The 18367-nt window shown below is 48.6% G+C and carries 15 protein-coding genes; 9 read left to right on the plus strand and 6 right to left on the minus strand.

Annotation, left to right across the window (positions count from 1 at the left end):
• From rpsF to ACJMM9_RS17215, 8 genes are all read left to right on the plus strand, one after another.
• A partial coding sequence (gene rpsF, locus ACJMM9_RS17180; RefSeq protein ID WP_405329763.1) for a 30S ribosomal protein S6 occupies nt 1–399 on the plus strand: 399 nt, incomplete at its 5' end.
• Nucleotides 399–650: a 30S ribosomal protein S18 gene (rpsR, locus tag ACJMM9_RS17185; protein ID WP_012820327.1), complete on the plus strand. Its 252-nt coding sequence runs from the start codon at nt 399–401 to the stop codon at nt 648–650. The genes rpsF and rpsR, both read left to right, overlap by 1 nt.
• A 16-nt stretch (nt 651–666) precedes the next feature.
• Nucleotides 667–1113 carry a 50S ribosomal protein L9 gene (gene rplI / locus ACJMM9_RS17190; protein WP_173467306.1) on the plus strand — a complete coding sequence of 149 codons (447 nt, stop codon included), beginning with the start codon at nt 667–669 and terminating at the stop codon, nt 1111–1113.
• Between the two features lie 159 nt (nt 1114–1272).
• Complete coding sequence (locus ACJMM9_RS17195) at nt 1273–4140, plus strand: MBG domain-containing protein (RefSeq protein ID WP_405329766.1); 2868 nt, start codon at nt 1273–1275, stop codon at nt 4138–4140.
• Nucleotides 4141–4229: 89 nt separating this feature from the next.
• A complete protein-coding gene (locus ACJMM9_RS17200) occupies nt 4230–5759 on the plus strand; it encodes a hypothetical protein (protein WP_405329767.1) in 1530 nt (509 codons plus the stop codon).
• Entirely contained in the window at nt 5759–6466 is a 708-nt protein-coding gene (locus tag ACJMM9_RS17205; RefSeq protein ID WP_405329770.1) for a hypothetical protein, read from the plus strand. Before ACJMM9_RS17200 ends, ACJMM9_RS17205 begins: the two co-directional genes overlap by 1 nt.
• 166 nt (nt 6467–6632) lie before the next feature.
• Nucleotides 6633–7724 (plus strand): efflux RND transporter periplasmic adaptor subunit, encoded by a 1092-nt coding sequence (locus tag ACJMM9_RS17210; RefSeq protein ID WP_405329773.1) that lies wholly within the window; start codon nt 6633–6635, stop codon nt 7722–7724.
• Complete coding sequence (locus ACJMM9_RS17215; protein ID WP_405329776.1) at nt 7724–10780, plus strand: efflux RND transporter permease subunit; 3057 nt, start codon at nt 7724–7726, stop codon at nt 10778–10780. Before ACJMM9_RS17210 ends, ACJMM9_RS17215 begins: the two co-directional genes overlap by 1 nt.
• Before the next feature lie 119 nt (nt 10781–10899).
• Here the strand turns inward: ACJMM9_RS17215 and ACJMM9_RS17220 are convergent, their stop codons facing one another.
• Complete coding sequence (locus ACJMM9_RS17220) at nt 10900–11178, minus strand: septum formation initiator family protein (protein WP_173353935.1); 279 nt, start codon at nt 11176–11178, stop codon at nt 10900–10902.
• A 4-nt stretch (nt 11179–11182) separates the two neighbouring features.
• Nucleotides 11183–12067: a DNA-processing protein DprA gene (locus tag ACJMM9_RS17225; RefSeq protein ID WP_405329779.1), complete on the minus strand. Its 885-nt coding sequence runs from the start codon at nt 12065–12067 to the stop codon at nt 11183–11185.
• A 116-nt stretch (nt 12068–12183) separates the two neighbouring features.
• On the opposite strand from ACJMM9_RS17225, the gene mazG reads away from it, so the two are divergent.
• Nucleotides 12184–12981: a nucleoside triphosphate pyrophosphohydrolase gene (gene mazG, locus ACJMM9_RS17230; protein ID WP_405329782.1), complete on the plus strand. Its 798-nt coding sequence runs from the start codon at nt 12184–12186 to the stop codon at nt 12979–12981.
• Nucleotides 12982–12987: 6 nt separating this feature from the next.
• Here mazG and ACJMM9_RS17235 read toward each other — a convergent pair whose 3' ends face one another.
• From ACJMM9_RS17235 to ACJMM9_RS17250, 4 genes are all read right to left on the minus strand, one after another.
• Nucleotides 12988–13563 (minus strand): hypothetical protein, encoded by a 576-nt coding sequence (locus ACJMM9_RS17235; RefSeq protein WP_405329785.1) that lies wholly within the window; start codon nt 13561–13563, stop codon nt 12988–12990.
• A complete protein-coding gene (locus ACJMM9_RS17240) occupies nt 13556–14137 on the minus strand; it encodes a hypothetical protein (RefSeq protein WP_405329788.1) in 582 nt (193 codons plus the stop codon). Before ACJMM9_RS17240 ends, ACJMM9_RS17235 begins: the two co-directional genes overlap by 8 nt.
• 481 nt (nt 14138–14618) lie before the next feature.
• The gene (fusA, locus tag ACJMM9_RS17245; protein WP_405329791.1) at nt 14619–16748 is read right to left on the minus strand and encodes an elongation factor G; all 2130 of its coding nucleotides are present in this window, start codon (nt 16746–16748) and stop codon (nt 14619–14621) included.
• 116 nt (nt 16749–16864) lie between these two features.
• On the minus strand, nt 16865–18292 hold the full coding sequence (locus ACJMM9_RS17250; protein ID WP_405329794.1) for a hypothetical protein: 1428 nt from the start codon (nt 18290–18292) through the stop codon (nt 16865–16867).
• Nucleotides 18293–18367: the final 75 nt, after the last annotated feature.

The following is an 18367-nucleotide window of genomic DNA, read 5'->3' on the forward strand; positions in this document are numbered from 1 at the left end:
CCGGGCGATAGACCAAAGGGACTCATTATGAGACAATACGAAACGATGGTGATCATCGACGCTATGATCTCTGACGACGCTATCAAGGCTGAAGTCGAGACTATCGCCGCCAACATCACCAGCGGCAACGGCGAAATTCTCCGCCGTGACGACTGGGGCAAGCGCAAGCTCGCATACACAATCAACAAGCGCCAGCACGGCTACTATGTCATCTTCTACTACAAGGCAGAAGCTGCAACGGTCGCTGCTATGGAAGCCGCTCTCAAGCTGAACGAAAACGTTCTCCGTTGGATGACCCTCGCTGATTATCCGATGAGCGAAATCGTCTACGATCAGACTCAGACACAGTCCACCGAAGAAATTGTTCCGGTTGACGCAGAAGAAGGGGAGGCTGAATAATGGCTTTTGAAGATAAGAAGCAGGCTACTCGCATCCGCCGCAAGAAGACTTGCTGGTTCACCGAGAACAACGTCAAGTTCATTGACTACAAGGACGAAAAGACTCTTCGTCGCTTTATCTCTGAACGTGGCAAGATCATCCCGCGCCGCATTTCTGGCACTTCCGCTAAGTATCAGCGTATGCTGAACGAAGCTATCAAGCGTGCCCGTCAGATGGCTATTCTCCCGTTCGTTTCGGACAGCATGCGCTAATAGGAGGAACTAGACTATGGAAATTATTCTTAAGGCTAACGTCCCCCACTTGGGCAAGATGCTCGACGTCGTGAAGGTTAAGGATGGTTACGCTCGTAACTACCTCTTCCCGCGCAAGCTCGCTGTTCGCGCAACTAAGGAAGCCAAGCTCGAAATCGAAAACAACCGCGCTGCTGTTGAAGCTCAGTTCCAGAAGGAACTCGCTGCTGCCGGTGATGTTGCTGCAAAGCTTTCTCAGATTTCTGTCAACCTCGAACGCCGCGTTGTTGAAGGCGAACGTCTCTACGGTTCTGTGACCGCAGGTGACATCGCTGAAGCAATCACCAAGGCTGGTGTCAAGGTTTCTCGTGCTCAGATCGACCTTGCTGAACCGATCAAGCAGCTCGGTGTTTACACCGTGACTGTCAAGGTCTTCAGCGACGTTGAAGCACAGGTCAAGGTTTGGGTGGTTGCAGAGAAGTAATTCTCTTCAGCTCCACTGAAAATCTTACGGACCGCTCCCGATCGGGGGCGGTTTTTTGCGTTCAAGCCCCTATTTTACAACGATTTATCGTGATTGCAGTTGAAAACGTAAGTAAAAAATTATATTTTTCAATGGGTTTGATTAAAAAGAGAGTGGTTTATGTTTAAAAAGATTGCTATGTTCGCTCTTGCCGTATCGGCAGCGTTTTCAAATGCGGTTGCCCAGGACGATTGTTCAGTTACATTGTCTGGTGCCACTGTATTCACGGGTTATCAGATTCAGCCTTCGGTAACAAAGGTCATATGCGGCGACAATGAATATACCGCAGACCAGTTGACATCGGTTTCTTATGGTGCAAATATCAATGCTGGCACAGATGCCGGTTCTGTTACGGTAAAGCTGCCCAATGGGGATCGAATTACAAAGAACTTCACTATTAAGTCGAAAGGTATCCTTGTAAAGATTGAAGATTGCGAAAAGGAGCTGGGTGGTGAAAATCCGGAGTTCTCCTGGTATATCGAAGAACGTACGAACATGAGCACTCTTCAGGCGGATACGGCTAAGAAATTTCAGGCTGAACTGGCCAAGAAGTTCAAAACGACTTTGGCTACGGGTGTCGAAGAGGTCGGCTTCAAATTTGAAATTTCCAACGACAAGTCTGTTGATTTAAAAAAGCTCTTCCCTAACTACGATATTATGGTGACTAGTGGTTACATGACCATTACGAAAACCAAGATTAAAGTTACTGCGAAAAATGCTGGCAAGACTTATGGCGCTGCTGATCCGAAATTAGAATATACGATTACTGGTAATATTAAAGAAGCTGATTACAAAAAGCTGGGAACGATCACTCTTTCTCGAGCCGAAGGCGAAAATGCCGGCACCTACGATATTTCGGTCTCTGTAGTCGAAGAAACTGAAGATTACATTGTTACGGCAGTTCCTGGTAAGTTTACCATTTCCCCTGTAGCCGCATCCTTGACTGTCGATAGCTTTACAAAAGTTTATGGCGAGACTACTCCTGAATTTACATACAAGGTCTCTGGACTTATTGGCAAGGACGTGCTGAAAGATGTCACGCTCTCGTGTGCGAAGTGCCTTTCGACGAATCTTGAAAATGTGGACGAATACACAATTACGGCTAACGTAAAGGCCGGCTCCAATCCGAACTACACGGTGAAGGTAACGAATGGTACGCTTACTGTTACTCCGAAGGATGCAAAGGTCTATGTTGGTACTTTCGAAAAGCTTTATGGCGATAAAGATCCGACATTTACGTTTGAGACTGAAGGTCTTGCCCGTGAAGGCGAAGAACTGGAACTGCCGAAGGTTACCCGCGCCAAGGGTGAAAATGTCGGTACTTACAAGGTCAGTGTTTCTTTTGCAGAAGGTTCGAACACTAATTACACATTGACTATTGTTCCTGGTTCTTTGACCATCAATCCGAGACCGGTTGTCTTGACGGTAACAGATGTTGTGAAGAAATTTGGCGAAAAGGACCCCGAACTGGGATACACTGTTGACGCCTTAGCTACCTTCGATGGTGTTAAAGACGTGCTGAAGGGCGTTGCCTTGCAGCGTGAACCCGGTGAAGACGCTGGTGACTATGCGATTACCGCAACGGTCGATGACGAAGCCAATCCGAATTACATTGTGAGCACGGTTGATGGCAAGTTGACCATTGTTGCAAACAACGACAAGATTGTTGTTACGGTTGTTGGTCACGACCTTACTGCGGAATACAATGGCAAGGAACAGGTTGTAAAGGGCTTTGATATCTCTTGCAGCAGTGAGGCTTATTCCTTGGACTATGTGGAATACACTGGCGATTCTGTTGTGACGGGACTCGACGCTGGCAAGTATGTTATGGGTCTTTCCGCAAAGAATTTCAAGAATACATCGCTTAACTATCCTAACGTGACTTTCAATATTACGGATGGCGTCTTGACGATCACCCCGAGAAAGCTGATTGTCTCGGCAAAGGCTGATACGATTACGTATGGCGATGAAATCCCGACAGAATTCAAATGGACTGCAGATAGTCTTCTGGAAGGCGATGAACTGACTGGAATCCATGTGTCGCTTTATGATGGCATGCAGGTGGATGAAAATGGCGCGCTGAATGTTGACGCCAATGGTCGCCTTGCCGCTGGTAAGTATTTGCTGGATTTCGATCAGCGTAATCCTTCAAATAAGAATTATGTTGTAAGCAAATATGAAACGAGCTTCCTTACTGTGCTTAGAAAAGAGGCTGTGCTGGCCATTGCCGATACATTTAAGGTCTATAGCGAAGCTGATCCGGATACGTTTGCTTATGAGATTACGGGCCTTCTTGAAGGCGACAAGCTTACCGGAATTTATGTTGCCCGTGAATTGGGTGATACAGTGCGTCCTGCTGATAATTTGTATCGAATTTCAGCATTGGTTGACGATAATCCCAATTACACCGTGGTCGTTAAACAGGGTTACTTTACGGTTAAACCCTATACGGGAAGAATTACAGTTGCCATTTATGGCGATGTCATCAAAGCTCTTTATACTGGTGAAGAAATTACGGTGTCAAAGAGTTTCGATGTAAGCCCGATGCGAATTCCTGGTGAAGAATGGCTTGCTGATAGTATTGCCTATAAGAAAGAATTTGTGGCTTACAAGGGCGATCTGAATATGTCTGGCGTGGATATGGGAACCTACGCGATGGGCCTCCAGGCTTCCGATTTTGTCAATATTTCGCCGAACTTTGAGCGAGTCAACTTCATCGTTGCCTATGATGGCAAGTTGGTGATTACGGACGAGCCGATTTCGATTGCTGCTGTTAAGGGAGTAAAGGCTTTTGAGGTTTCTTCCATGAATCGCCGTATTCAGATTAGCGGTTCCACGGTGGGTAAAGCTTATGCCGTTCTTGATATGCAGGGAAAGGTTATCAGCAAGGGCTTTGTCAAGACCCCGAATTTCGGAATTACAGTCCAGAATTCTGGTGTCTACATGGTGCGAATCGGTTCTTCGGTACAGCGTGTTCGCGTGAAGTAGCCTTTGTTTTAAGAATTTATTGAAGAAAGCCTCGGATTTGTGTCCGAGGTTTTTTGTTTTGACAACATTTTTTGCTATTTTAGAATCATATGCGCAAGTATGTCCTTTTACCCTTGTTTTTAGGTCTGTCTCTCGCCCAGGTTTCTTTTGCTCAGGTGCGAGATCTTTTCGCTGAATTTGAAGAAGAGGCTAAGGCCCCGGCTTCTGTTCCGGCAAGTTCTGCTTCTGTTGCTCCTGCGGCTACTGCAGCACCTGCGACTCCGGCGGTCGCTCCGTCTAGCTCTGCAGCTAAGGCTCCGGCAAGCTCCGCTTCCAAAAAGTCTAAGGCGAAGTCTTCAAGTAGCAAGGCTGTTTCGAGTTCTTCAGCGATTCCGTCCAGTTCTTCGGAAGTCGTTGTGAGTTCGTCCGCTGTAGAGGTTAGCGTTTCTAGTTCATCGATGGCTGTCGTGGAGTCCAGTTCATCTGCGGTCGATGTTGCACCAGTTGTTGCTGTAACGGACACCTCGGTACTGGATTCTGCGGCCCGTGATTCCTTGATGCGGGAAGCCGCCATTGCTGAAGCCGAAAAGATTCGTGCCAGTGCAGATTCTTCAAGGCGCGCTGATTCTATTGCCCAGGCTTTGGCCGCTGGTCTTACGAATATGAGCAGCAGTTCCGTTGCCGCTTCTTCAAACAGCATGAGCCGTCGCGATCTTTTGGGACCGGTAAAGGTTTCCAAGGTTCATGGGATTGATGAAATGAAGGGTCGTTACAAGAACCCGCGTAAGGCTTTGTTCCTTTCGCTCTTGGTTCCTGGCGTTGGACAGATGTATGTTGGCGGTTCTACGGCGACTTATGTTCGTGGTGGCGTTTACATGGCCTTGGAAGCGTTCTTGTGGACCGGCTGGGGATACTTCTCCGTCCATAAGTACAATCAGCAAGTTGATAAGTACAAGAAGTTTGCAAAGGAACATTATTCCATTGGTCGTTACGAAGCCGTAATGCGCAATCTCTATAGTGCAGAGGGTGGTGATGTGTATCGCCAGGAATTCAATAACCGTTACATGGGAACGCGTAAGTCGTTCTGTGAAGCCTTGTACGGTAATGCAAGCTACGGTGGCTGCTATCACGAAAATGTCCTTTTTGATAACGATTCCAAGCACTTGAGCAATTTCCCCAACCCAGATGCCAGCTCCGATAAGAAAAAAGCCAACTTGGGCACGGAAATGAAAAATTTCAAGGGAAATTTCGACAAGGAATCTGAAGTGTTCCAGTTGATTTCTGAAGGTGCATATGTCCGTGGCTGGGATGATGTTAAGAATGGCGGAACTTTGGCTATCAACCTTAATCTTGAAGATCCGAATTCCGAAACGGTTTCGCTCGGTGAATCGGACAACTTGAAAAAGTATCGCTCCATGCGTAACAAGGCGAACGATTATGCCGACATGCAGGCGTGGTTCATTGGCGGCTTGATTTTGAACCATATTGCTTCTGCGGTGGATGCTGCCTTTACTGCTAATGCGCATAATAAGGTCCTCTACGAAGAAAAGGTTTCTTGGTATGATCGTCTGCGTTTCGATAGTGGTTTTTCGTTTGCGGATTCCTTCAGCTGGGAAGTTCGTGCAAATTGGGGATTCTAATGCGCTTCATTCTTGCCATACTGCTTGCGTCAGTCGCCGCTTTTTCGCAGATTGTAGTGAGTGTCGATGCAGATGTCTATAGGAACCGCGATAAGAACGTGTTCCTTGCTGTAGGTGCTTCGGCGCTTTTGCCTGGCATGGGCGAGTCTTATCTGGGTGAACAGAAAATGGTTCGTCCGTTTTTGTGGACAGACCTTGCTCTGTGGGTGGCTACAATTGGTTCTTATGTGGTGGGCGACCGCTATTTGTCGTCTGCTCATAATTATGCTGTCCGCCATGCAGGATTCAATGGCAACAAAAGTGTGTCCTTGTTGAACACTGTAAGCGCTTACCGCAGCCGTTCCGGCGTGTTTGGTCAGAATTCTTCGCCAGATATGAATGAAGATTATAATCAGGCGATGATCCGTTCGGGCAAAAAAGTGGATGAAGAATTCTCGAACGATGTCCAATGGGACTGGGGCAGTTCTGACAATCCAGAATCGTCCAGGCATATTGATGAATTTAAAAGTCGCATGCGTCATTATCGCGTGAGCCGTATTGTGTTCCAGGCTTCTGTGGGAGCGCTGATTTTGAACCGTGTGGTTTCCATGCTCGATGCAATACGCATTTACCGTGCAACCTCGGCCAAGTCGTTCTCTAGCAGGGTGCAGTTTGAACCTGAATTCTATGATGATGGCGCTGCACTTTACATGAACGTGAAGTTCTAAGGCAGTTCGGAATTAGGAAGTCGGAATTCGGAATGTCCGCTAGTTTTATTCATGCAACTTTTTAAGCTCGTCATGCATCTAAAGGGTGCAAAATCAAAATGTCAGTTCCTAATTCATCATTCCGAAAACCGAATTAATCAAACTACTTCCTACTTCTAACTAAAATATGAAACACCTTCTTCTAATAGCTCTCTCTTCTCTCCTTCTTGTTGCTTGTGGTAGTAAAGGCGATTCTGCTAAGGGTGCTCCTGGCGGCAAAGGCAATGGCGGCAAAAAGGGTGGCGCCCAGCGTGTGCTGAATGTCGAAGGTTATGTGGCAGAGCTTGGGCAGCAGGGCAAGAACTTCCAGACAATGGCGACTCTCGTGCCGAAGAACTGCGTCTCGCTTTCGGCGGCGACTTCTGGCCGCCTGGTAAGCCTCAAGGCAAAAGACGGCGCGATTGTCAAGAAGGGTGCGCTCCTTGCAAAGATTGACGATTCTGAACTCCGTGCGCAGCTCAAGCAAGCCGAATCGAATAAGATGCTTGCCGAGCAGAAGGAACAACGCGTTCGCAGCCTCTTTGAAAAGAACGGTGCAACTAAGCAAGATCTGGAATCGGCTGAAGCCTCGCTCAAGTCTGCTCAGGCAAGTGTAGAACTCATCCAGGCGCAACTTGCAAAGACCGAAGTCCGTGCGCCATTCAGCGGCAAGCTTGGCTTTGTCGATGTGTCCGTGGGCGCCTGGCTCAACTCTGGAACGCCGATTGCAGAACTCAGTGAAGTGGACCGCCTCAAGGCAAAGTTCTCGCTCCCGCAGCGCTATGCGTCTGTCATCAAGGTGGGCGACAAAATTTCCCTCAAGGACTCTGAACGCAACGTAGAAAAATTCGGCGTTGTCTCTGCTCTTGATGCCGTGATTTCTGAAAGCAGCCGCACTCGTCGCGTGATGGTCGATGTTGATAATGCAAAGGGCGAACTCATTGCGGGTAGCTTTGTGAGCGTGAATGTCGCCATGGAAGCTAGCAACGTGCAGAGTTTTACGATCCCGTCCGAAGCGATGATTCTCGACAGGGAAGGCGCTTACGTGTTTGTGAGTCAGGGCGGCAAGGCTAAGATCAAGCATATCACGACGGGACTTCGCACGCCGATGTCTGTGCAGGTGCTTTCGGGCCTTGATGTAGGCGATACGGTGATTGTTTCTGGCATTGTGAGCCTCCGTCCAGGTGTTGATGTCAAGATTAAAGGACTCCGCCATTCGATCAATTACGAGGTAGAGTAATGAGCGTAAGCCAGCTCTCCGTCCGTCGCCCTGTCCTCATGACTGTGATGGCGCTTGTCATCCTGTTGCTTGGATTTTTTGGACTCAGCTCTCTCGGCATTCGTGAATACCCGAACGTCGATTACCCCTTGATTCAGGTGCGTACTTCTTACCCGGGCGCAAATGCTGCCGTGGTCGAAGCGGAAGTCACTGAAATCTTGGAAGCCTCCATCAACAGTGCATCGGGTATCAAGGCTTTGACCTCGACGAGCCGTGATGGATTCTCTTACATCAGCATTGAATTTGAAACGGGCATGGACCTGGAAGCGGCTGCAAATGAAATCCGCGACCGCGTGAGCCGTGTGCGTCGCCGCTTGCCGGATGATGTCGATGAACCGACGGTCTACAAGTCCGATAGCGATAACGATCCGATCTTGATGGTGAGCCTTGTGAGCGACAAGTTCGACCCGATGGAAGTTTCGGAAATTGCGAACAACCATGTGAAGGAACGCTTGCAGACGATTAACGGCGTTTCGGAAGTGGCGATCTGGGGTGAAAAGCGTCCGGTCGTGCGTCTTTGGATTGACCCGGTGCGTATGCAGGCACTTGGCGTCTCGGGGGCGCAAATGGCTGCTGCCTTGAAACAAGGCAACTTGGAACTCCCGTCTGGTTCTATCGAAGGTTCTGAAACGACGCTTTCAATCCGTACGCTTGGCCGAGTTCTCGATCCGAAGTCCTTTGGCAACATTGCGGTGAGAACGGCTGAAGATGGAACCGTGATCCGCATTTCCGATGTGGCAGACATCCATTACGAACCGAAGGATACGCGTACTGGTTTTAGACGTAACGGCAAAAATTCCATTACGCTTGCGCTCATGGCGCAGCCGGGCAGTAACCACGTCGAAATTGCAAACGAATTTTACAAGCGTGTCGAAGACATTCGTCGTGAAATCCCGGAAGGCGTGGAACTGCTTTACGGTCGCGATACTTCAATCAACATTCGCGCTTCCATCAAGGAAGTGGTGGAAACCATCTTTATTGCGTTTATTCTCGTGATTGCGATTATCTTTGCGTTCCTCCGCGAAGGCCGTACAACGTTTATCCCGATGGTCGTCGTGCCGGTATCCGTGATTGGTAGCTTCTTTGTGCTTTACCTCTGCGGGTTCAGTATCAACGTGCTTACGCTTTTGGCGATGGTCCTTGCAATTGGCCTTGTTGTGGACGATGCCATTGTGATTGTGGAAAACATTTACCACAAGATTGAAAGCGGCATGACTCCGAAACAGGCGGCGATTGCAGGGACAAACGAAATCTTTTTTGCGGTGATTGCAACGTCAGTCGTTTTGATGGCTGTGTTCATTCCGGTGCTTGCCTTGGGAGGTACGACGGGGCTTTTGTTCCGCGAATTTGTGGCGGTGATGATTGGAACGGTGTTCCTTTCGACGCTTTGCGCTTTGACACTTTCTCCGATGCTTTGTTCCAAATTCCTGAAGCATCAGAAGAAAGGGCGTTTCTTTAAGCTCACGGAGCCGTTCTTTGACTGGCTGAACGGGATGTATTCCCGCTTGCTGGGCGGATTCCTCAAGTGGCGTTTGCTGTTGTTCCCGATTGTGGCGGTACTCTTGTTTGGGGCATACTTCTGCTTTAACAACATGAGTAGCGAAATGGCGCCGACTGAAGACTCGAACGCCGTGATGGTGAATATGAGCATGCCCGAAGGCGTGAACCTCTCGCGCACCAAGCGCATGGCCGATGAATTTGTCGATGAAGTGACTTCGATTCTTGATTCTAATGAATATACGGAATTCCAGGCGGGTGCTTGGAATGCGGGCAACTCGAGAATGCGCTTGTTCTTGAACGACGATAAGAAATCTCGCCGTCCGCAGAGTGAAATCGCCCGCGTGATTCAGGTGCTCGGTAACGAATACCCGGATTTGCGTGTGATGGTGTTTGAACCACAGAGCATCAGTACGCAGCGCGGTGGACTCCCGGTGCAGTTTGTGCTACAGGCTCCGAACATTGAAGTGCTGCGTGACCTTGTCCCGAAATTCGAGGAAGCGGCAAGCAAGAGTCCTGTGTTTAGCGTGGTGAACAGCAACTTGCGTTTCACGAAGCCGGAACTCCACATCGAAATTTTGCGTGACAAGGCTAACGAAGAAGGCGTGTCGGTGAACGATATTGCTCAGGCGGTGCAACTTGCGATTAGCGACCAGACTTATGGCGATTACTACAAGGACGGCCGTCAGTACGATATCATTGGCGCCGTTGGTTACCAGTACCGCGATACGCCGGAAAACCTCTCGATGCTTACGGTCAAGAACGGTAAGGGCGAGCTGGTAAGCTTGGACAACTTTATCACGTACAAGGAACAGTCCGCTTCTCCGTCGCTGCCGCGTTACAACCGCTTTAGCGCTGCGACTATCCAGGCGGGCCTTGTGCCGGGCAAGACGATTGGCGATGGCGTCGAAGAAATGCGCCGCATTGCAAAGAAGTTGCTGAAGGATTATCCTAGTGTGAGCACGACCTTGAGCGGTTCGTCCAAGGAATTCGAAGAAAGCTCTTCTGGATTGTACGTGGTGTTCTTGCTTGCGCTTGCGCTTGTGTTCCTGGTGCTTGCGGGGCAGTTCGAAAGCTTCCGTGCGCCGTTCGTGATTTTCTTTACGGTGCCGCTTGCACTCTCGGGCGCTTTGGTGAGCTTGTTTGTCACAGGCCAGACGCTCAACATCTTTAGCGAAATTGCCTTGATCTTGTTGATCGCTCTTGTAACGAAGAACGGTATCTTGATTGTGGAATTTGCAAACCAGATTGCCGAGAATACGGGCTGCAGCAAGCTCGAGGCGGCTCGGATGGCGGCGGAACGCCGCTTCCGCCCAATCCTCATGACGAGCCTTTCGACAGTATTGGGCGCGGTGCCGCTCATTTTGACCGGCACCCCGAGCCGCATTGCAATGGGTGTTGCTATTGTAGGCGGTCTCACATTTGCGACGTTCATGACGCTCTTTATTGTGCCTGCCGCATATAGCTTCTTCGCCGGGAAGGTCGAATCCGTCCGCACCGATGCAAGTAAAATGGCGTAGGTTTAGACGAGAGACGAAAGAATTTTATTATACTGCACCAAAGGTGCCTTACTATTACTCTCGTCTTTCGTCTAAAGCGAGTTTACGAGCGTTCTTTCGTCTAAGCAGCGGCTTCGCCGCTACTTCACCAGCTGAAATACTTTCTCGTTTTCGCGGCTCATGCCATAGTGGGTGCGAAGTATTTCTTCCTTGTAGAGGGAATCGGTCTTTAATTTCTGAATGAGCTGTTCTCGATTCTCAAGAACTTTACCTAGAGAATCAATTTGTTTCTGGTAGAGTTCTATTTCCTTCGCAATTCTACGCTGTTCCGGAATGCTGTTCTTGCCGAACAGCAAATGGAAGACCAAGAACGCGAATGTAATCGCGGTGGCAATTCCAATAATAAGTCGTATGTGCAACTAATTATGCTCCGTTAAAATAGAATTGGAAGTTGTCTTTTGATGAAACCAGACCAGATATTTCTAGCTCCGTCAATATAGCTAAAAGTTCTGGTGCCTTAAAGTCAAATTCCTGCTGAAGTTCCGAAAAAGTTTTGCGAAAACCGTTAAAACGCTTAAATACCTTTTGAGCTCCGCTTGAAAGTTCCACTCCGCTTGCGCTCAGTTCTTCGATATGAGCGCCTTCGATGAGCGGTATTCCCGCCACGGACCGTAGACTTTCGGGAATGAATACCGGCTTGGCGCGACCGCTGTCGAGGAGCGCGTTTGTGCCGCTGTAGAGTTCGCAGTCGAAGTTCCCGGGGCAGGCGAGGAGCGGTTTCCCATCGTCTAAACAGAATTGCGCAGTGAGGAGTGCCCCTCCTTTTTTACGGCTTTGCACGACGAGCGTGGATTGGCTGAGTCCGCTGATGATGCGGTTTCGGGCGATGAAGTTTCCTTTGTAGGCTGGCGTGTCGCCTTCGTATTCGCTTATTAGGGCGCCTCCCGCGTCTAAAATTCGTTGGGCAAGTAAGGCTCGTTCCCCCTCGATTTTGGCGTCTAGTCCTTGCGCCAGAACGGCTATCGTTGGAATGCCTGCATCGAGTGCTGCACGGTGGCAAAAGCTGTCTATGCCCTGCGCTAGCCCTGAAACGACGACGGCGTTTGTTCCTTTGAGCGATAAAACGAGACGGCGGCAAAGTTCTTCAGCGTTTGCGGACGGACGGCGTGTGCCGACCATGGCGATGCCGATTTTATCAGCGGTGGGGAGGGTTCCCTTGTAGAAAAGCTGTTTGGGGCAGTACTTGGAAGTTCGTAATGTGTGAGGGTAGTTCTCTAGTGTCAGCTCGTTGTATGTTTTCGTTTCCATAAAAGCTAGTGTTGATATAAGAAACGATAAAATTAAGAATCTAATAACGGTATTACTAATTTACAGAATTTGTCAAGAAAAAACAAGGGGCGCATTTACTTTCTATCTTTGTGTACATGAAATATTCGTTTAATGATCTCGTCGAAATTATGGCTCGCCTTCGTTCGGAGAATGGCTGCCCGTGGGACCGCCAGCAGACCACACATTCACTGCTGCCGTATCTGGTTGAAGAAAGTTGTGAATTTATCGATGCCGCACAGGATGGCGACAAGGAACACATGTGCGAGGAACTTGGCGATGTGCTGTTCCAAGTGATTTTCCATTCGCAGGTGTGCAAGGAACAGGGAGACTTTACGATTGACGATGTCATTCAGGGCTTGTGCGAAAAGATGGTGCGCAGGCATCCGCATGTGTTTGGGGATGCTAAAGTGGATACGGCAAGTGACGTGAGCCGCCGCTGGGAACGCATCAAGGCGCAGGAAAAGAATAACTTAAAACATGCTGGCGAGTCTATTATGGACAAAGTCAGTAAGAGCATGCCGACACTTGCGCGCTCGCAAGACATAATCCGGCGCGTGGCAAAAGTCGGTTTTGACTGGGGCGAGGCTGCACCCGTGTTCGACAAGGCTCAAGAGGAATTTGCGGAATTCCGTGCCGAAATGGAAAAGGTTTCTCCCGAGAATGCGAACGTGGACCGTCTGGAAGATGAATTCGGCGATATCATGTTCAGCCTCGTGAATGTGGCCCGCCATTGCGGTTTCAACGCCAACATAGCATTGCAACGCGCAAACAATAAATTTGAAAGGCGCTTCCGCGAGGTGGAGCGCCGTGTTAAGGAACAGGGTAAAGAAATTAAGGATGTAGGGCTAGAGGGCTTGCAAAAGCTCTGGAAAGAAGCAAAGCTCAGTCGCTAGTGTGGTCTATTGCCTTACAATTTTAATTGAATCTAGCAAATCGATGCGAAGAAGGCCGTCTACAGCAGAAATGTAGAACTTGTCGTAATTACAGCCGTTGTTTTCGGCTTCAGTAGCATCGAATTCCAGTACATCACGGTAAGTTTTCTTGCCGATTTCCAGCGAATCGAGCATACGGACTGTGTAGCCGTCCGCATTTGTCATCTTGTTGCCTTTGAGATTCTTGAAAACGATTTCAGGACCGTATTGCCAGCTTTCATCGCGGAACTGCTCGATGCAGTATATGGTCATGTTTCCGCCGTTGCTGTTGCATTCGATTCTTGCGCCGACATGGATCTCGTTGAGGGACCCTTTTGCTTTGAAATCGAAATTCTCGTTTTTGTGGCTGTATAGACGTTGTTTGTAATTGTCCTCGATCCCGATATTGTCTATGACATCAATCGAGTCGTTCCATTCCTGTTCTTTCTGAACAAGCTTTCCAAAATCTCCGCCGACATAATCATCGTCCAGGCTTAACCCGCATGAAGTTAATAGAAATGAGCCTGCAATAAGAGCTAGTACATTCTGCTGAATCTTATTCATTGTCGCCTCCTTCCTTGATCGTGAAATATTCGTCATCCGAGATTTCAAGTTTCAGGATCCCTTTCTTTTTTGAAAAATAGAGACGTGATTTGTCGTCATTTTTAACGACGAGAACGCTATCGTAAGTTACACCGTTGAATGTAATTGTATCTAGCGTTGCAATATCCTCTTCATCCAGTATATGCCTTTCCTCTAGTTCTACGTAAAAAGAGGTTTCGCTGTTGCGGACCATCATTGGAGTCGTGTATTCGCTTCCGTAAAAATTGATTTCGACGTTTATGATGGGATAGGTTGAAGAAAGGATAACCGAGCGAGTTTCTTCAACACCGTCTACACAAAAATCCCTCAGTTTTTTTGTGTAGAACGAATCTTGCGCAACGGTTAAATCGAATTCGAAACCGTTGGAATGAACGTAATGGGTGGTCTTGCCTTTTTTGAAATTCCCGACTGTTTTCTGGATTTCTGCGAGCTTGTTATCTGGATGAGCAACATCGCTACAGGTGTCTGTACCGCAGCCATATAGCGCGGTAAGTGCAAGGGCGAATAGTGCGAATAAAGATGTTGTTTTTTTCATAAATGAAATCCTTGCTTTCTTGAAGTTTCCGTTATATTGTATGAAGAACTTAATTCTAAGATACAAAAAATAAATTCCATAATCCAATCTGGAATGTTCTTTTTGGGAATTTTATTTTTTTAGAAATTTTATCCGCACTCTCAATTCGTGTACTATATTATTCTTGTGGCACAAGTAAATTCTGGTTCTGAGACGGGATGCCGGATCGAATCGCGGAGTAGAACTTACTAGTGTTACGTTTATACGAGAGTCCCGTGAGAGCATTGCGGGACTCTTCTTTTATGCGAATTACTGTGTGTGTGTAAACCCTAAACAAAAAGACCTGCAACTTTCGTTGCAGGCCTTTTAAACTTTCGAGCCTTTCGCATTTTGCGGTCGAGTTTGTGAGCAAAAAAGAAACCCTCGGTATTAACCGAGGGTTTCTTGCGAGAGGAACGGCTGTGACGTAATTTCTTACTTAAGTCTAGCCGTTCCGGTCGTGTTAGGCTCTTGCCTTGACCTTGTCGCCGTACTTCTTGATGAGTTCTTCCTGGATGTTCTTCGGAACCGGGAGGTACTTGCAGAATTCCATCGTGAATTCTGCCTTACCCTGGGTCATGGAACGGAGGTCCGTAGCATAACCGAACATTTCGGAAAGCGGAACTTCAGCAGTGATCGTGGTCATGCCGAGTTCTTCGGAAGTACCAACGATGCTACCACGACGCTGGGAAACGTTACCCACGACACCGCCCTGGAATTCGGTCGGGGTCTGGATTTCAACCTTCATGATCGGTTCGAGGATCTGAGCGCCAGCCTTAGCGAAAGCTTCGCGGAAGGCCATACGGGCAGCAACCTGGAACGCCATATCAGAGGAGTCGACCGGGTGGAATGCACCATCCTGGACTTCCATTTCGATACCGACAACCGGGAAGCCGATGAGGGAACCTGCTTCCATGCAGCTCTGGAAACCCTTATCGCAAGACGGGATGTATTCCTTCGGAATACGGCCACCGACGACGGAGTTGACGAAGTTGTAGACCTTTTCCTGGTCGCCTTCGACAGCCATCGGACGCATTTCACCGACAACCTTAGCGTACTGACCAGAACCACCGGTCTGCTTCTTGTGGGTGTAGTCGAACTTGGCCGGGCGGGTGATGGTTTCGCGGTAAGCAACTTGCGGAGCACCAGTCGTCACGTCGCACTTGTATTCACGGCGCATACGTTCGATATAAACGTCAAGGTGGAGTTCGCCCATACCCTTGATGATGGTCTGACCAGATTCCTTGTCAACTTCGACCTGGAACGTCGGGTCTTCCTTCGTGAAGCGGTTGAGGGCCTTGGACATGTTGTCGAGGTCGTCACGGTTCTTGGCTTCAATAACAAGTTCGATAACCGGGTTAGGAACGTGCATGGAAGTCATGTTGTAGTGGTTCTTGCCATCCGTGAATGTCGTACCGGATGCGCAGTCGATACCGAACAGAGCAACGATGTCGCCTGCACCGGCTTCGGTGATATCCACCATTTCGTCAGCGTGCATACGGACGAGACGGCCAACGGAAACCTTCTTGCCGGTTGCCATGTTGGTGATCATGTCGCCCTTCTTGAGGGTACCCTGGTAAACGCGGACGTAGGTGAGCTGGCCATAGCGGTCGTTCACGAGCTTGAATGCGTAGCAGACGAGCGGTGCGTTATCTTCGGACTTAAGAACAACTTCAGCTTCGTTGTTGTCGAGGTCGAGAGCCTTGTTTTCAACGTCGGTCGGGCACGGGAGGAAGTCGATAACACCGTCGAGGAGCTTCTGGACACCAATGTTCTTGTGTGCAGAACCCATGAACACCGGAGTGATGTCAAGACGGATGGTGGCTTCGCGGATGACCTTCTTGAGGAGGTTCTTGTCGATCTGATCGACACCGTATTCGCCTTCCATAGCCTTTTCCATGACTTCGTCGCTGTAGTCTGCGCAGCAGTCAACGAGCTTTTCACGGTATTCGTTAGCCTGGTCAACGAGTTCGGCCGGAATTTCCTTTTCGATCATGTCGTCGCCATTGTCGCCTTCGAAGTAGTATGCCTTCATTTCGAGAAGGTCGACCACGCCCTTAAGATTGGATTCCAAACCTATAGGAATCTGCATGACGCACGGCTTGTGGTTGAGCTTTTCCTTGAGCATGACTGCAACGCGGAGCGGATTTGCACCAGAGCGGTCGCACTTGTTCACGAACACGACGCGCGGCACATGGTAACGGCGCATTTGGCGGTCAACGGTAATAGACTGGGACTGGACGCCTTCAACGCCAGTGAGGACGAGGATAGCACCGTCCAACACGCGGAGAGAACGTTCCACTTCGATCGTGAAGTCCACGTGCCCCGGGGTATCGATGATGTTGATGGAGTCGCGTTCACCGGTCTTGGTGTGAGTCCAGTTTGCAAACGTAGCAGCAGACTGAATCGTGATGCCGCGTTCGCGTTCAAGTTCCATGGAGTCCATCGTGGCACCGACGCCGTCTTTACCACGAACTTCGTGGATAGCGTGGATACGCTTTGTGAAGTAGAGGATACGTTCGGTAAGAGTAGTCTTACCGGAGTCGATGTGAGCAGAAATACCAATATTTCTGTGCAGCTGAATGTCTTTCATATTTTTATTCCACTAATGGAGTTGATGTTATTGAATGATGCGCCCAAAAATAGAAAATTTTGGGGGGAACTCAAGGGCGTAATTTCATTTGATAGTATAAATGGTGGCTAAAATGGCTAAAATTTGCGTTTTTGCACAATCTGGTAGATTAAAAATCCCGTTACAAGAGAGATTCCAGTCCATAAGGCGAGTGAGTGGAATGACACCCATGGACCTTGATTCATGAAATAACGTTGGGAAATTCCATAATAATCGTTAATAACAAGGGAATATGCAAATCCTTCGATGTTTAGCGGTATGTAAAAATGACTGAGGGCGATTTGCAGAGCGAGCAATATTGCAACAGTCTTTGCGCTTAGGTCCGTTTTGTCGAGGGTGTCTCCGAGTGGAACGAGAATCAAAGGCAGGAGCGGGATGACATGCCTTGCCTCGCTGTCTATTGCAAATAAAATGAAGGCGAGGAACGCAAGCGCGTAGCCGGGACTCCGGTTGAAAATGTTCTTTGAAAAATCGCGGAACAAAAAAATCACAAGTAGCGGCAAGATACCGAAATAGCAGATGTGTGCGACCGGTGTGATGAACGGGTATTTGAGCGGGCGCAAAAAGACTTGAAGGATAAATGCGACTTCGCTGAAATAGAAATCGTCATTCGCATGGGCGCGGAGGTAAAGGTTAATAGCAATGAAGGGGATGGCGATCAACGCCAGTTTTTTCCACGGGGACTGGCGGATAAATTCGCGGGCGTATGTGGACGGCGTGTAGATGTGGCCGTCGCAGTTTCGAAGGACGATGTAAAGGAAAGCACTCCAGGCAATAGCGCTAGTGAAGAGTAATGGCTTGGATATTTGGATGAATAGCATGCTTTCGAGAAGCTGCTGCTTGTGTAGCAGATATAGGGTGGCTACAGCTCCGACTGAAAGTAACGGAAGCGTTATGGAGAGGAGTTTCCCGGTGTGGAGCTTTAGGTAGGGTGCGTTTTTAGGAAAAGGATCCTTGAAAATGTAAAGGAGCCAAATGATGTAGGCGACTGTTGGCCATGTGAGAATGCCCAAAAATGAAATGGCAATTGCTTGCAAATATTTCTGCCGCAATAAATAATAATAGGATGCAAGGAAAATCGTATTTGCAAAAGCGTCCGTCAGGAATATTTCGTAGCCGCAGTTTTTGAGTACGAAATGATTGAAAAAGAAACACCCGAAGATTAAAGCCGAAGTCGTCGGTTTCCAGGCGCACTGCTTTATGAGCTTGAAGAAGAAAAATAGCAGAATGGCGAGATTGCAAAAATGGAGCACGTACATGGAGTGCATCAGGTTTGCAAGCGTAGGCTCGATGTCAAAGAACGAGAAAAAAAGATTTATCAGGAAAAATGGGAAAATACGGAAAATGCGGAATCGGTCGTAGCCCGTAGTCCAGAAGTCTGTGGTAAAATTTTGTGCGACCTGGTAGTAGAAGGTTCCGTCGTACCCGATGCCGTTGTTCAGCGGCGTTTTTTCGCCCGTAATGGATAGCGTAAAAAGAATCAGTAAAACGAGCACAAGGAGCACTGAGGCTCCTTGTGTTTTGATCAATTTATGGATTTTATGTATGACGCTCACGGTGGAACGCTGACGTTAAAAAGG

Source organism: Fibrobacter sp. (assembly GCF_045112255.1).
Taxonomy (GTDB): Bacteria; Fibrobacterota; Fibrobacteria; order Fibrobacterales; family Fibrobacteraceae; genus Fibrobacter.

Excerpts from the sequence above, each read along its gene's own strand:
- rpsR (WP_012820327.1), top strand. The coding sequence starts at position 399 with ATGGCTTTTGAAGATAAGAAGCAGGCTACTCGCATCCGCCGCAAGAAG.
- rplI (WP_173467306.1), top strand. The coding sequence starts at position 667 with ATGGAAATTATTCTTAAGGCTAACGTCCCCCACTTGGGCAAGATGCTC.
- ACJMM9_RS17195 (WP_405329766.1), top strand. The coding sequence starts at position 1,273 with ATGTTTAAAAAGATTGCTATGTTCGCTCTTGCCGTATCGGCAGCGTTT.
- ACJMM9_RS17200 (WP_405329767.1), top strand. The coding sequence starts at position 4,230 with ATGCGCAAGTATGTCCTTTTACCCTTGTTTTTAGGTCTGTCTCTCGCC.
- ACJMM9_RS17205 (WP_405329770.1), top strand. The coding sequence starts at position 5,759 with ATGCGCTTCATTCTTGCCATACTGCTTGCGTCAGTCGCCGCTTTTTCG.
- ACJMM9_RS17210 (WP_405329773.1), top strand. The coding sequence starts at position 6,633 with ATGAAACACCTTCTTCTAATAGCTCTCTCTTCTCTCCTTCTTGTTGCT.
- ACJMM9_RS17215 (WP_405329776.1), top strand. The coding sequence starts at position 7,724 with ATGAGCGTAAGCCAGCTCTCCGTCCGTCGCCCTGTCCTCATGACTGTG.
- ACJMM9_RS17225 (WP_405329779.1), bottom strand. The coding sequence starts at position 12,067 with ATGGAAACGAAAACATACAACGAGCTGACACTAGAGAACTACCCTCAC.
- mazG (WP_405329782.1), top strand. The coding sequence starts at position 12,184 with ATGAAATATTCGTTTAATGATCTCGTCGAAATTATGGCTCGCCTTCGT.
- ACJMM9_RS17235 (WP_405329785.1), bottom strand. The coding sequence starts at position 13,563 with ATGAATAAGATTCAGCAGAATGTACTAGCTCTTATTGCAGGCTCATTT.
- ACJMM9_RS17240 (WP_405329788.1), bottom strand. The coding sequence starts at position 14,137 with ATGAAAAAAACAACATCTTTATTCGCACTATTCGCCCTTGCACTTACC.
- fusA (WP_405329791.1), bottom strand. The coding sequence starts at position 16,748 with ATGAAAGACATTCAGCTGCACAGAAATATTGGTATTTCTGCTCACATC.